Below are 14,222 nucleotides of genomic sequence, written 5' to 3' on the forward strand. Positions count from 1 at the left end.
TTGATGCGCGCTTGCGTTGCAGGTCGCTGCTCAGTCGAGCAGCACGAGCGGATCGTTGTCGCCCGTGGCATACGTTGCCTTGAACTTCTGCCACGTCATGGTGCGTATCGAGATCACGGTGAGCTGCTTGCCTGCCAGCTCGCCCAAGATGGCCAGTCCGGTGCCGTGACGCCACAGCGTTTCGGTCTGGCGGTCATAGATGAGCAACGGCGGCGACGCATCGAAGGGACCCTCGAGGTACCCCGACACGCCGAAGCTGAAGGTTCTGTCTCCCAGAGTCCGCCGGAACCCGACGGCTGTATTGCACGGCGGTCAGTACGTGACGGCGACCGGCACCTCTCCGAACGTGTCGTTGATCACCTCGTGCGCGGAGACGGCGCTGACGGGGTAGGCCCGAGTCTCCGATCCGACGGTCATGACCAGCACGTTGGCGCTGGGCCAGAGGTCGTACGTGCTCGCAGTCTCGAATGTCGGGACATCGTCGGAGACGAAACAGTCCTTGCCGCTGCAAGCACGCCTGATCGGCTTCAAGTCGAGGCCCGAGACCTTGGGGAAATTCTCATCGCCCCAATATTCGTGCGCTGTCTTGCCGCTGCCGTCGTGGAACGCCGACTTGGTGACATTGGGAGTGTCGCCCGCGATCTGGATGGGAGTGACGTAGGTAGGCGCTGGCGCGGTTGTCGGGGGCGGGGTCGTGCTTGGCGGGGTCGTGCCGGGCGGTGTACCCGGAGGGTTCGGAACGGGCGAGACGGCCGGAGGGGGTGCCGGCGGGGGCTCGATCGGTGGCTTGACAAACGCGAACCCGGGCGAGCGGTCAGGTACGAACTCATCGGTGCGCTGCTCGGCAAGCACTACTCGTGCCCGACTGACGGTGCGCGCCGAAACCACATCGCGGCCGCCGATCACCAGCACGTGCTTGATCCTGCGCTGCGACTCCAGCCACATCACGAAGTACCCGTCCCCGCTGGCGCTGCCCGCGTCTTCCGGTCGAGCATCGTCGAGCGCCAGCGCGGCCCCGAGGAGTCCCAGCAGGGGCGCCGACGCGAGGCCGTCGACGAAGTCGTTGCCGGAAACAGTCGCCGCTATCTCGCCGTCGAACTCGGGGTGCGTCAGGGCCAGCTCCCTCGCGAATCGTCCCGACGTCTCGACGGTCGTTGCGCGCGATATGCGCGTGACGTTCAGGCCGGCATCGCCCAGTGCCCGGACGACGTTGAGGGGCATCGCGTCCTGCCTGGCGACCACGACGGCGTGGCGTATACGCAGCTCAACGAGCAGGTCCACCACTTCGGCTGCCGGCCGCGACGCGCTGGTCAGCACGACCGGGTGGGGCCCGGCCCACGCAGCGGGACCAGTGGCGAGAGAGTCGGACCATCCGGTGCCGGAGACCACCAACGCGGTACGACGGCCGAGCCAGTAGCCGACTTCCTCATCAGCGATCCGGCGCGCCACTTCGGCCGCGGTGGCGTATCGATCAGCGCCCGCGATGCGCTCGACGGTGATGCCCATTTCGGCGAGCGCCGCTTCGACATCGGCACCGACAGCAGCCGTGCCGCCGACTACGACGACACGATGCGTGCGGGCGCGATGCAGCACCTCACGGGTGGGATCGGGCAGCGTGTCGCGCTCGGTGAAGAGCACCGTCGCTCGCAGCAGCCCGGCGAGCCCCGCCGCCGACAGCGCGTCGGCGAACGAGCGGCCCGAAACCAGCACCACCGTGGACAGCGACCCGCCGTTGTCCCGAAACCGCCACGCCGTCGTCGCAGCGGTCTCGAAACGATCCCGCCCGTGGATCCGCTCGACAGTGCCCTCCAGCGCTGCCGCCTGAGTCGTGCCAGTGGGCACCCCCATCAGGACTGCGCCGACTGCACATGTCGCCAGCAACGCACCGAGCGCCCGTCGCAGCGTTCGCCGGCCAGTTCGAACAGCGGTCGCAGCCGGTGGTGCGGCTTCGCCCATGCGCGCGAAGCATATGTGGCGATTTCCATGCACGGCATTCAGGCGATGGCCATTCGGCAATGCACGACATCGCCGGGTTATCGCATCTAGTTGAGCGGCCCGAAATACCGATCTGCGAACTCGAGGATCACGTCGGCAGTCATGAGACCGCTGTAAGCGTCGAGAATTGCGCCCTCCGGCGAGATGAACACCGTGGTCGGCATGCCCAGACCGCCGAGTGTGATGAAGAGGTCAGTGCTGTCCATTCCGGTTGGGTAGGTGATGCCCGTGGTCGCGATCATCTCGAGCGCGTCCTCCGCGGAATCTTCCCGAGCAAGTCCCAGCACCGCGACCCGGTGCCCATGGCGCTGCCAGAACTCCTCGAAGTCGGGCATCTCCGCAACGCACGGGCTGCACCACGACGCGAAGAAGTTGATCATGAGCCCGCAGCCTGCGTAGCCAGACAGCGAACCCGCTGATCCGTTGAAGCCAGTGAACGTGAACGCGTGGGCGCCCTCGGGGTCGCTGACGCCCGCAGGTTGCAGCGGGTCTATCGCTCGGCAACCTGCCACTGCAGTGCTGTCGTCGGGTGCGGCCTCAGGGGCGGCGTCGGGCTGGACGCCGGTCGTTTCGGGGGTCGGTGCCGCCGTCGTGGGAATGGGCGGTGATGTCGACTCTGTCGGGGTCTCTGGCACCGAGGCAGGCGCCGCTGGCTCTGATGTCGTCGCCGCTGTTGCCGGAGCGGGCGCGGGCGCAGACGATTCATACGAATCGGTCGTGGAAACAGGCTGCGTCGTCGGCGACGCCGTCGACGATGACAACGTGTCGCTCGGCAGAGTTGACTCCGGCTGCGGCGTTGCGGCACCGCTGCACGCCGCCAGTACCGCGGCGAGCAGGATGACACCGAGACGACGCATCCTGGGCAAGCTACTGCTGCTAGTCGTCGTGGGTGATCGACACGGTGTGGGTATCGCCGTCATCGGCGGTGACCGTGATGGTGTAACCCTTCACAGTCACCGACTCGCCCACCGCGAGGATCGGGTCCTCGTCGAGGTGCTGGGTGCCCTCGGGATCCTGAGCGAGCCTGACGGGCAGCCGGTGCGATTCCGGGTAGGCATCAACGGTGTACGCGAGCACTCCCTCTTCTATGAGGCGCGGCAGCGTGCCGCTCGCTCCGTCGTATCTCGTTGCCGGTATGTCGGCGTCGTGGCCCTGCGCGCGGCGGCTCTCGAGCACGAGCACGTCGTTCCGACCCAGGCGGATTGCGGCCATCGCAGTGCCAGAGCCGGGATCGGCGACGGCAGACAGCTCGACCGTCGTCTGGTCATCGGTCACGCACTCGACCTGCGACTCGTCCAGCCACCCCAGCACCCAGCGGTGCCATGCCAGCATCTCGCGTGGCGCTAGCCACGGGTACACCTCGGTTCCGGTGGTGCCGTCGGGTCGCTCGAACCTGGCGAGGATCCCGGGGTGGCGCTCGGGCACCAGGAAGAACACGTTGATGAACATCAGCCCCCACTCAGACCGCACCCAGACCTTTCCGGGCGGGGGTTCGGGAGTGGGCTCGTAACCGAACCAGTAGATGTCCAGCAGCCCGAGATTGTGCGCTATCTCGTGGGCCGCGGTATGGCCCCACAACAGCGTTCCGTGAGGGCTAGCGCTCGGAAAGGTGTTGACCCATGAGACGGGCAGCACGCCTCCGTCGATCTCGACGGCGGCCAACGTGTTGCCGCCGTAGAAGTGGGTGCTCGGGAACACCACCATGATCTCGTCGATCGTCGAGAAGTCGATCTCGTCGCCCGCCTGCTCGGCGGCGCGGGTCGTCAGCTCGCCGTCGGTTTCGAGCAGATGATCGATGTGGAGCTTGAGGTACTCCTCGGCGGTCTGGTCGGCTCGCAGCCACCTGTGCACCGGGACGAATTCGACGTCCAGCGCGCCATAGCTCATGGCCTCGAGATACGTCTCGGCGTACTCCAGGGCGCCGGATTCTTCCTCGTGCGTCGTGTGGGCTGCCGGCTTGTCGGCGAAGTCCACGAACAGCACCGCTATGCGGCGTGTGCCGGTTGTCGCCGTGGGGCCTCCGTGCAGGAAGTAGCCGGGAATCGAGTTCGGGAAGTCCTCGGGCCTGCACCCATCGGCTCCCGGGACGGGCTCTCCTCGGGCCCCGCCGACATAGACGACGTGGCTGCTGTCGCCGCCGATGGTGTGGAAGGCGAGCAGCTGCCCGTCGGGCGACCAGCGAGGGGTGCGGAGGTGTCCCGGGAAGGAGAAGACGATCTCTTCGTTGAGACCGTCGAGGTCGGAGATGACGATCTGCTCCTGCTCCTTGCCGGGACGCACGAAGGCGAGCCGTTGGCCATCGGGAGACCACGACACCCCAGCGTTGAAGAACGCGTCGAATTGCACCCGCCGTGCATCGCTGCCGTCGGCATCGGACAGCCACACGTCGCCGTTGGTCACGTAGGCGAGCTGCGTGCCGTCAGGTGACCACGCGGGTGAGTACTCCCAAGCACCGCCCGAGTTGAGGACCTTCGGGTTGTTGCCGTACGACGTCATCACCACGATGTGACGATCGCTGTCCAGCCGATGGCCGTCGGCGTCGCGGCCGCTGCCGGACATGCGCTCGAAGGCGATCTTCTTGCCGTCGGGCGACCAGGTGGGCCAGCGGTCCACCACGTCGCCTTCGGTGCGCTGATTGTTGTGGCTGCCGTCCACGTTGACGGTCCAGATGTGGGAGTCCCAGTGGTCGCCGTCTTGGTACCCGCGTGCGTAGGCGATCCGATCGCCGAGCGGGGACCACACGGCATAGGCCTGGTAGCCGCCGTTGGAGGGCACGAGCCGCCGGCGATTGGTGCCGTCGTTGTTCACCAGCCAGATAGCGCCGTCCTGGGTGTAGACGAGCTGGCTGCAGTCCGGCGACCACGCTGCGTCCTCGGCGTTCCTGGAGGGCACGAACTGGCGGGGCTCGTCATCGATGGAGCCGCCGCACGCTCCGGGTGGCTGACCGACCGGCTCATCGGCTGAGTCGGCGGCGGGGTCGTCGGCGGCGTCGGCCTCTTCAGAGACCTGGCTGCCGAAGTAGCTGTTGATGGCCGCATGCGACACCGCCGCATCGCCGCCGAAGACACGCAGCTCGATGCTGCCGTGCGTCTGGCGTGCCGCATCCAGGAACGCTGCAGTGTCGGGCGGGATCTGGCCGGGATCTGCCAGCAGCAACGGGGCGCACAGCCGGGCGAGCAGCGGTGCGGCGCTGAACGCGTCGAACGGCACACGAGCCCGGGCCACACCGATGGTGCTGGTGGCGAAGCAGGGCTGGTTCGCGGCACGGGTGTAGCGGTCAATCGCCAGCTCAGCGGCCTTGACCGCGGTGTCGTAACGGGTAGCACCGTCCACCCGTGTGATGTCCACGCCGAGGTCGGTGAGGCCGCGTTCGACTGCTTCGCTGAGTGCGGCCGTGCCGCCCATGAGCACCACGTGCTCGATGCCCACCGACTGCACATAGTCGGCCACACCCTCGTACAGCTCATCGGGCGGCGTCAGCAGCACCGGATGGGGGCCGCGAGCAGCCAGGGGTCCAGCCACCAGCGCATCGGCGAACACCTCGCCGCTGGCCACGATGGCCGTGCGGCCCAACTCCCCCATGTCTCTCGCCCCATACCGGGCGGCAACGGCGCGACTCGTGGCATAGCGATCGACACTCGCCACCCGGTCGGGGGAGATGCCCGCTGCAACGAGTTCGGCGAGCACGGCCGCAGAGACCCCGCGGCCCGGGCCATGTACGCCACCGCTGGCGTCCGGTCCCACGACCATTGCCCGCGTGACGCCGACCCGTTGCAGGAATTCCCGAGCATCGGACCGCAGCTCATCGGGCGGCGTCAGCAGCACCGGTGCGTCGCGCGCCCACGCATACGGGGCCGCCACCACCGCATCGGTCCAGCGCTCGCCCGACACCAGGACGACCCAGTCCAGCGAGCCGCCAGACGCTTCAGCCACTGCCTCGGCGATGAGCAGCGATGTCTCGTAGCGGTCTGCGCCGCTGTAACGAACGAGCGGGACGTCGGCGCCGTCGGCGTCGTGAGTGCCCGACTGGGCCGCAGCCGAACTGGCCGGGAACGCCGGCACGCTGCCGAGTGCCATGAGCACAGCTAGCAGGATGACGCCGGCGCGCCGCACTGGACGCGCTGCGGCAAGCGCATTGCATCGGACGCGGGTGCCGCTGTTCATGGCAGCGTCGAGGTGAGCCGCCCTCGCCCGCCGGTGATGTGGTGCCAGTGGTCCACGGCGCGGTCGCGGTAGTCGGCGTGTTCGCGCAGCAATTCGAGGTCGACGGTCTCCCCCGGCCACAACAGGTAGACGAAGCCCATGTTGAACTCGCGTCGCGCCTCGTCAGCGGGGGGTTTCCGGACCCCGGTGGCCGCAATGATCTGCTCCAACGTGACGACCTCCTTGGTACCTGTGTAGACGCCGGTGTGATTGCCGACCAGCTGCCGATCGCGGAGTATGAACATGTCCGGCACTTCGTCGGGTGCGGCGAGTCCCATGAGGTACAGGTCGAGCCAGGAGAATCCGCCCGCCTTGGTCTTCCAGCCGTCGGTGTAGCTGAACGATCCATCGGGATGTTCGCGCCAGAAGGCACCCCCCATGATCGAACCGTCCTCGCTGCCGCGCCAAGGAAACGCTGCCGGCGCATGCAACTCGAACAACCAGTGACAGTCGCAATACGCGTCGTGCAACGGCACCCGATTGCCATTGGTCTCGTAGGAGGCGAATGCGGTCCAGACGTGGGCGAGTTCGTGAGCGAACAGCGTCAGACCCACGTCATAGGGACCGCCATGCCCGTATCGCATGTAGTCCTCATTGACCACCGTTCTTGCCTTCATCCAGATGGGAAAGAGCCAGGCAGTCTTCAGCCTGCTCTGGCATGGAGTTGTCGGCAGGTGCCCCTTGAGTCCGGTGCCCTGGATCGCGGCTTGGATGTTGCCTCTGAAGATGTTGGACGGGGTTCCCGCCTCCTGCTGGTCGACGCGGGACTGGCTGTTGAGAGCGAAGAAATCGAATTCGTTGCCGAGGACGTCGATGATCCTGCACGAGATGTCGGCGACACCGTCGCCCCCGCGTTCGATCGCGTGATAGCGAAACGCCTCGATCTGCACGGGTGAGAAGTGCGTGTCGGGATCCGACAGGTCGGCCATCCGGCCGGGTTCGACTCGCGGCGCACCGGTCGACTGGTCGACCTGAAACAGCCCCACCACGCCGTCCCGGAACGCTTCGTCAGGATTCGCCGGATCGGGCCCGTAGTTGAATGCGACTCGTCCGTCCGAGTGAAGAACCATCTGAACATCGAACGTCTGCTCGGGCCGTTGCCCGTACGGCGAAAGCAGTGGGTCCCAGGCAAGCCAGGTGATGATCACCCGATCGGAAAGTTCAGTGACGTAGAAGCTTCCCCAGAGCGTTGGTTTGTAGAGCGCACTGATCGTTGGCGTTGCGCTCCTGACGATGAAATCCGCGTATCTCGGCATGGTGCCGAATCGGACGGGGTCGCTCTCTGGCAAGGCCTCGCCGAAGGTGATGAGGCCGCGTTGAGACAGGTGGAACGATCGCCACGACTCACCCGAGAATTCGAACGGGAAGTGCTGCAGTTCGATCTCTGCCGACCCTCTGTACCGCTCGCCTCGGAAGTCGGGCTCCCAGCTCAGCGGCAGTACTTGACGCGAATAGTCCCCGTTTGCGTTCGGGGTGAAGACCAGGGTGCGGTTGCTCAGATCGAGCGGATTGGCCGGTTCCACGTCGCTGGGCTGCAGCTCGATGATGATCTGATATTCGGAGGTGATCGACACCCCGCGCCCGATCGGGGTGATCTCGATGTCCCCAGCGTCGGCGCCCCCGGCCTCCTCGCCGGTCCCGCCCGTGTCCGCGACGGGTTCGGTGCCGGTGCGGTAGGCGTCGATGGCTGCTCCCGACACGGCGGCATCGCCGCCGAACACCCGCAGGTCCACCGTGTCGTGGGCCTCGCGGGCAGCGTCGAGATAGGCGGCGGTGTCGGGCGGGATCTGTTTGGGGTCTGCGAGCACGAGCGGGGCGCACAGGCGCGCCAGCAGCGGTGCTGCGCTGAAGGAGTCGAACGGCACCCGGGCGCGGGCGATGCCGACGGTGCTGGTGGCGAAGCAGGGCTCGCCGGCGGTGCTGGTGTAGCGATCAGCCGCGAGCTCGGCGGCTTTGACCGCGGTGTCGTAGCGGGTGGCGCCCGCCACGCGGGTCACGTTGATGCCCAGGTCCTTGATCGACTGCTCGACCGCTTCTGACAGCGCCGCGGTGCCACCCATCAACACGACGTGCTCGATGCGCACCGACTGCAGGTAGCGGGCCACCTCGGGGTAAAGCTCGTCGGGCGGGGTCAGCAGCACCGGATGATGGCCACGAGCGGCGAATGGCCCTGCCACGAGCGCGTCGGCGAACACCTCGCCGCTGGCGACGATGGCAGTCGAACCCAGGTCCCCCATGGTCCTCGGCCCATAGGTGGCAGCGACAACGCGACTCGTGTGATGCCGGTCCACGCCTGTCACCCGCTGGGGGGCGATGCCTGCCGCGGCGAGATCGGCGAGCACGGACTCGGCAACCCCTCGACCCGGGCCATGCACGCCGCCGGTCGCATCCGGTCCCACGACCAGCGCGAGCGAGACGCCGACCCGCTGCAGGAATTCCAGCGCATCGTGACGCAGCTCGTGGGGAGGGGTCAACAGCACCGGCGCGTTGCGTGCCCCGGCGAGCGGCGCGGCCACCACCGCATCGGTCCAGCGCTCGCCCGACACCAGCACTACCCACTCCAGCGAGCCGCCGGCCTCTGCGGCCACCGCCTCGGCGATCCTCAGCGAGGTCTCGTACCGATCCGCACCGCCATAGCGCGTGATCGAGACATCCGAGCCGTCGTCTGCGGGGGCGTTCGGGGCGCTGTCTGCTGCCTCAATCGCGACGTGGTGCTCAGCCGCCGCCGCGCTCGCCGGAGGCACCGCCACACCGCCGAGCGCGAGAAGTGCGGCCAACAAAGCCAGCACGATGACACTGGGGCGTCGCATCCCCGTAGAACATAACGGCTATTACTATTTTGAGCTGTCCTGAAATCGCTCAGTCAGCCGGCGGTGCTGGCGGTCTCGGTGCCGATGGCGGGGATGCCCATGTCCTCATAGGTGGCCATCGGGAAGTAGGGCACGCCCCGCTCTTCAAACGAACGGCGGGCGTCGTCGCCCCGGTCGGCCAGCGTGACAGCGGCCACTACGTGGGCGCCGGTCGCCTGCACGCTCTCGTATGCCTTCAGGATCGAGCCGCCGGTGGTGACCACGTCGTCGATCAGCAGCACCCGGTGGCCCGCGCCGATCCGGGTGCCCTCGACCAGCCGGTTGGTGCCGCGGCCCTTGGCCTCCTTGCGCACGATGAACCAGTTCGCCCCGCTCACCACAGCGATAGCGGCGCACAGCGCGTCGGCACCCAGGGTCAGGCCGCCGACGGCGTCGAACTCGACCCCGGCACCGGTCACTCGTTCGTTGATGGCCTCTGCCGCCAGTCGCAGGTCGTCGCCGGCGCCCAGCGCCACCTTGCCGTCGATGAAGTAGCGCGAGTAGTTGCCCGAGGCGAGCTGCACCGGCTCGGGCAGCTCAGTGAGCCCCTGGCTCCGCAGAATCTCCAGCAGCCTCTCGCTTCGGCTCATGCTCATCGCTGCTGTCTCTCCCGGAGTAGCCGGTTGCGTCGATTATTCCCCGAGGTCGCCGTTGATGAGGGCGATGACGTCTTCGGCAGGCACCAGCAGGCTGAGCGTGCCGAGGGTGGCACCGCCGCCGGTCAGGATTCGCAGCCGGGTCGCCACGCCGATGACCTCCTGACGGTCGTTGAGCACCGGTCCGCCGCTGTTGCCGCTGCTGAGTTGCGTATCAGTCTTGATCCACGTCAGGCCATCCAACTGCTGGGCGCCCGAGTAGCGACCGGTCGTGAGGGTGAGCGTGCTGCCGCCCAAGGCGGGATATCCCAGCGCCGTGAGCGCCTCGCCGGCCCGGAGAGATTCGGTCGACACCGACAGCGTGCGATGGGGCTCGATGTCGGGATCGGTCACCAGCAGGGCGAGGTCACGGTCTGGGGCTGACCGCTCGAGCGCCACTGCCAGCTCGCGTGTCGGTTCCACTTCGAAGGTGCCGCCTCGCAGAATCCGGATGCGGCGGCAGTCGCCACCGCGCGGATGCTCAACCACGTGGTAGTTCGTGACGATCGAACGGCCGTCGTCGACGAAGAAACCGGAACCGAATTGGATCGCGCGGCCCGAGAGGTCGAGACACTCCACCCGCACCACAGCGGGAGCAAGCCGGGCCCAGTCCAGCTCCCCGGTGGCGCCGCCCGGGTCGCCGGAGTCGGCCGCGATGCCGGTCGACACCGCCAGGATCGCCGCTGACGAGATGACCGACGACGAGCCGATGCCGGTCACCTCTGCCCGGGTGTCGGCGCCGATGGCCAGCGCCCAGTCGCGCCCGAACTCGGCGAGCACCTCGGGCACCGGCCTGTCCGGATCGGGCGCCAGCAGCATCGGCTGGCAGGGACCGCGCACCGCTCCCGCGGCCAGGCCGCCGTACGGGATCGTCCCGCTGGCCACCGCCACATCGGTGACGGGGAAACAGTCGGACCGCGTGAACGCACGGCGGGCGATGAGCGCGGCCGTCTCGTAGCGGTCCGCGCCGGCGATGCGGTCGGTGTCGATGCCGAGCTCTCTGATCTTCTCTTCCACGCCGGCCGAGACGGCTGCCGTGCCGCCGAGGATCGTCACCGACTCGACGGTCCGGTCCTCGTCGGTCAGGAAGCGGCGCGCCTCGGCGTGCAGCTCGTCCGGCTCGGTGAGGATGAGCGGGGTGTCCTTGCTGACATTCGGCGCAGCAGCGATGGCATCGGCGAAGTTGCGGCCCGACGCCACATACACCGTGCTGAGCGTGTCGGGGGCGAAGAGCCGTGCGACTCGCCGGGCGGTCTCGTAGCGGTCGGCGCCGGCAACGCGGTCCACCTCGTAGCCCATGCCCCGCAGCGTGTCGGCCACGCTCTCGGAGACCGCAGCGGTGCCGCCCAGGATGATCACCTTGGCCTTGGGGTGATCGGCGCACGGCGTGAGATACAGCCGGGTGATGGCCGGCAGGAAGTCCTTGCGGGTGAGCAGCAGCGGCCGGTCGAGCGCAGTGCCTGCGAGCGCGTCGGGCCAGTTCTCGCCCGACGCCAGCGCCACGCTGTGCGAGCCGGCATCGGTGCTGCACAGCGTGCCCGCGACATTGGCGGCGATGTCGTACACGTTCGAACCGGTGACCCGCTGGGCGGTGATGTCCGCGCTCTGTGCGCCCGCAGGCCCCGAGGCGAGCACCACCGAGCCAGCCAGCACGGCGACAGCCAGGCCGAGAGCTAACGGGCGGCGTCGGCGGCGTGCTCGGCGGGCGGATTCATGCTGCGGCTGTGCCTTCGCGCCGCGGCTGTGCCGACGCAGGGTGTGACTCATGTCTGATTCGCCCTCCCGGCCGCCGGGAGTCTATGGCTCGGCGTTGATGTACCCGTCCACCCGCCAGACGACCGTGTCGTCGTCGCTGCCGAGGTCGTTCACGCCGACCGTGGCCACGAAACCGCCGGCGCCGTAACCGTCGTCGGCCAGACCGGCCACGGCGGCCCCGGCCTCGAGGCCGGACGGCTCGGAGGGCCGCGATCCGTACAGCGAGCGCAGCCACGACCCCGACCGCAGAGCGCTCATGCCCCGCAGCTCCCAGCGGTTGTCGACGAAGCGGGCCTCGCCCTCGGCAATGCCCGACACCGTGCCCGCCGCGGTCTCCAGCGACCACAGGGCGCTGAACAGATCGGGCGCGCCCGCACCGAATCCGCGCACGATCTCCACCGACACGAACGCCTCTCGCACCTGCTGGCGCCGCGGCGGCAGCTGTGCGAACACGCCGGGATCGCGGCTGCGGAACGCCAGCCTGGTGGTGCCGCCAGTAGGCGGGTGCTCGCCGCTGGGCACGCCGCTCGACACCGGCTCGGCCGCTTCCACCACGTCGGTCAGCCGGAACTGCCGGTTGGCATTGGCCGCCACGGCCACTGCCCGTGACGTGCGCCCGTACGGGCCGGCGGCCCGCACGTAGTTGGGATCGGTCTCCGACAGCACCACCGCCACGCAGCCCGGGCTGGCCGGCCGTGGCCTGCGCCGCACACCGTCCGCGTCGCCGGTGTACCAGCCCAAGGCGGTCAGGTCGACCTCGAGCACGGGCGACCGGTCGGGCGAGGTCTCGACCACCAGCCAGCGAGCATCGTCATAGGTGCCGCGGGGGAAGCACAGCCAGTCCTGACCCGAGCTGAGCGAGCTGCTGGCGGGGCCGGTGATGGCCCCGTCGGCATTGGCCCGATGGAACACCGTGCCGTCGAACCTGAGCTTGCTGGCGAACACACCCAGGCCCCGCTTGGCCGACGGCGCCTTCTCGATGCGGTCCGGGTCGCTGTGATGGGGCGCATACGCCCCCACCAGCACCGGCACGTCGGGTTCGGCGTCGGGTGCCAAGCGCCCGCTTACCAGTGCCGACGTCTGCGCCAGCACGTCGGCGGTGATGACGGCCTCGCCGCCGAAGGCCAGCACCATGCCCGGAGCGAAGCACCGCCCGGAGTTCACCGCGGCGGCATAGGCCCCGCCGTCGTCGGCGCCTGAGCCGTCGGACTCGATGCCGCCAACCGCCCGCGAGCACAGGCGGCCCGGCACGAAGGCGTCGCGCAGGAACTTCTCGACCGATGCCGGCAACTCGGAAGCGCCGGCGGGCACCAGCAGCATGGGCACCGCCGCATGCGCGGGCCGGGGCACTGCTGTGGAAGCGGGGGCTGATGCCGGGCGTCGTGCCAGCGCCGCCAGGCCCGGCTCGGCCGCGTCGAGCGGGCCCGCCAAGCGCACGGTGGCGTAGGGCACCGTGACGGGCGACGGCGCCGTGGCCGCGCCGCAGAACGCCCCGGCGCCCAGCGCATCGGGCCAGCCCTGAGCGCGCTGGCTCTCGTCGCTCAATGCCGCCAGGCACACCGACGACCGGGCGAAGTGGTCGCCGGTGCGGGTGGGCCACCAGCCGCCGAAGATCTTGGCCATCCCCACGCTGGTCTCGTACCGGTCGGCGCCCGCCACCCGGCGCAGCTCGGCCCCGGCGATCTGCGCAGCCAGGTCCGCCACCGCCTCGGACACCTGCGAGGCGTCACCGAGCACAATCAGGTTCTCGACATCGAGCAGGCTGAGCGCCACGGCGGTAGCTTCGGGCAGCTCGTCGCTGCCGTCGTGCAGCAGCACCGGCACCTGCCAGTAGCTGGTCCACCAGCCGGCCGCCAACGCATCGAGCGACGTTGCGAGCACGACGGTGCGCCCCAGCAGCTCGCACTTGCTGGCCCGCTCGCGCCACTCCACCACCGAGTTGGCGTAGAAGGCCGGCACGGCGCTGCCGTCGGCTGCCGAACTGTCCTTGCACCCCGCAGTGCTGCGGGGAATCGAACGGGTGCCCAGCGACTGAGCCACCGCCGCCGCAGTGCCATAGCGGGTCTCGCCGCTCACCCGGAACACCTCGCCGTAGCCGATCGAGACAAGCTCCTGCTCGATCTCGACGGGCACTGCAGCGGGCCCGCCCACGATGATGGCTTGGCGAGCGGCGTTGCAGCCGCCCGTGCGCAGGTCTTGTGCAGCGAGGCGAGCGGCATGATTGAGCGCATCGGCGCCGTCACGGGTGGACTCGGTCAGCAGGATGGGAGCTGCATAGGTGTCGACCCGGGCGAAGCCGCCGATGGGGTCGAACAGGGGGTCGCTGGCAGCGACGCGCCGCAGGTACGGCTCGCTGGAGCCGCCGGTGGAGTCCGACAGCGAGGCGGCGGTGACTGCATCGGCGGGCACGTCGGAGGCCACCACGATGACGGACCGGGGGCACATCTCGAGCCCCCACCAGCCATCGGACGAACCCAGGCTGCGGCCGCCGCCGGAGGTGGCATCGGCGGTGTCGAACGGGTAGCCGCCCCTGCCTCGCAGGGTCAGCGACACGGCCAGGGCGGTCTGGTGGCGGTCTGGGCCCCACATGCGCACCGCGTTCGGCCAGCCCTCCAGCTCGGGCTGGGCCAGGAACGACTGCGGCCATTGCCGCGGCGAGACCGGTCCCTCGGCTTCCTCGGCGCTCTGGCCGCCGGCGTGGGGGACTGCCAGCAACGAGGCCGCGATGAGGCTGGCGGCCAGCGCGGCCACCCATCGAATTCGTCGGGAGGATCCCATCACCATG

Annotated in this window: 7 protein-coding genes; all 7 read right to left on the minus strand. The window is 68.9% G+C overall.

Translation table 11 applies throughout. The annotated features are described in order from the left end of the window. Positions 1–30: 30 nt before the first annotated feature. The 7 genes from ACOGXE_RS07480 to ACOGXE_RS07510 all read right to left on the minus strand — a co-directional run bounded on the left by ACOGXE_RS07480 (position 31) and on the right by ACOGXE_RS07510 (position 14,188). Entirely contained in the window at positions 31–1,956 is a 1,926-nt protein-coding gene (locus tag ACOGXE_RS07480; protein ID WP_419933319.1) for a DUF3179 domain-containing (seleno)protein, read from the minus strand. An 86-nt stretch (positions 1,957–2,042) separates the two neighbouring features. Next, positions 2,043–2,630 (minus strand): TlpA family protein disulfide reductase, encoded by a 588-nt coding sequence (locus ACOGXE_RS07485; protein ID WP_419933320.1) that lies wholly within the window; start codon positions 2,628–2,630, stop codon positions 2,043–2,045. Positions 2,631–2,871: 241 nt separating this feature from the next. Beyond that, complete coding sequence (locus tag ACOGXE_RS07490) at positions 2,872–6,159, minus strand: cell wall-binding repeat-containing protein (protein ID WP_419933321.1); 3,288 nt, start codon at positions 6,157–6,159, stop codon at positions 2,872–2,874. Continuing rightward, positions 6,156–9,008, minus strand: coding sequence for a cell wall-binding repeat-containing protein (locus tag ACOGXE_RS07495; RefSeq protein ID WP_419933322.1), 2,853 nt, complete (start codon positions 9,006–9,008; stop codon positions 6,156–6,158). The genes ACOGXE_RS07490 and ACOGXE_RS07495 overlap by 4 nt, the downstream gene beginning before the upstream one ends. 53 nt (positions 9,009–9,061) lie before the next feature. After that, complete coding sequence (pyrE, locus tag ACOGXE_RS07500) at positions 9,062–9,643, minus strand: orotate phosphoribosyltransferase (RefSeq protein WP_419933323.1); 582 nt, start codon at positions 9,641–9,643, stop codon at positions 9,062–9,064. Positions 9,644–9,679: 36 nt separating this feature from the next. After that, on the minus strand, positions 9,680–11,335 hold the full coding sequence (locus tag ACOGXE_RS07505) for a cell wall-binding repeat-containing protein (RefSeq protein WP_419933324.1): 1,656 nt from the start codon (positions 11,333–11,335) through the stop codon (positions 9,680–9,682). 144 nt (positions 11,336–11,479) lie between these two features. Then, the gene (locus tag ACOGXE_RS07510; RefSeq protein ID WP_419933325.1) at positions 11,480–14,188 is read right to left on the minus strand and encodes a cell wall-binding repeat-containing protein; all 2,709 of its coding nucleotides are present in this window, start codon (positions 14,186–14,188) and stop codon (positions 11,480–11,482) included. Between the last annotated feature and the right edge of the window lie 34 nt (positions 14,189–14,222).

Source organism: Candidatus Poriferisodalis sp., assembly GCF_965208555.1.
GTDB lineage: Bacteria > Actinomycetota > Acidimicrobiia > Acidimicrobiales > Poriferisodalaceae > Poriferisodalis.

What these genes read in the sequence shown, in the direction of transcription:
- ACOGXE_RS07490 (WP_419933321.1), bottom strand. Translation starts at nt 6,159, where the DNA reads ATGAACAGCGGCACCCGCGTCCGATGCAATGCGCTTGCCGCAGCGCGT.
- ACOGXE_RS07495 (WP_419933322.1), bottom strand. Translation starts at nt 9,008, where the DNA reads ATGCGACGCCCCAGTGTCATCGTGCTGGCTTTGTTGGCCGCACTTCTC.
- pyrE (WP_419933323.1), bottom strand. Translation starts at nt 9,643, where the DNA reads ATGAGCATGAGCCGAAGCGAGAGGCTGCTGGAGATTCTGCGGAGCCAG.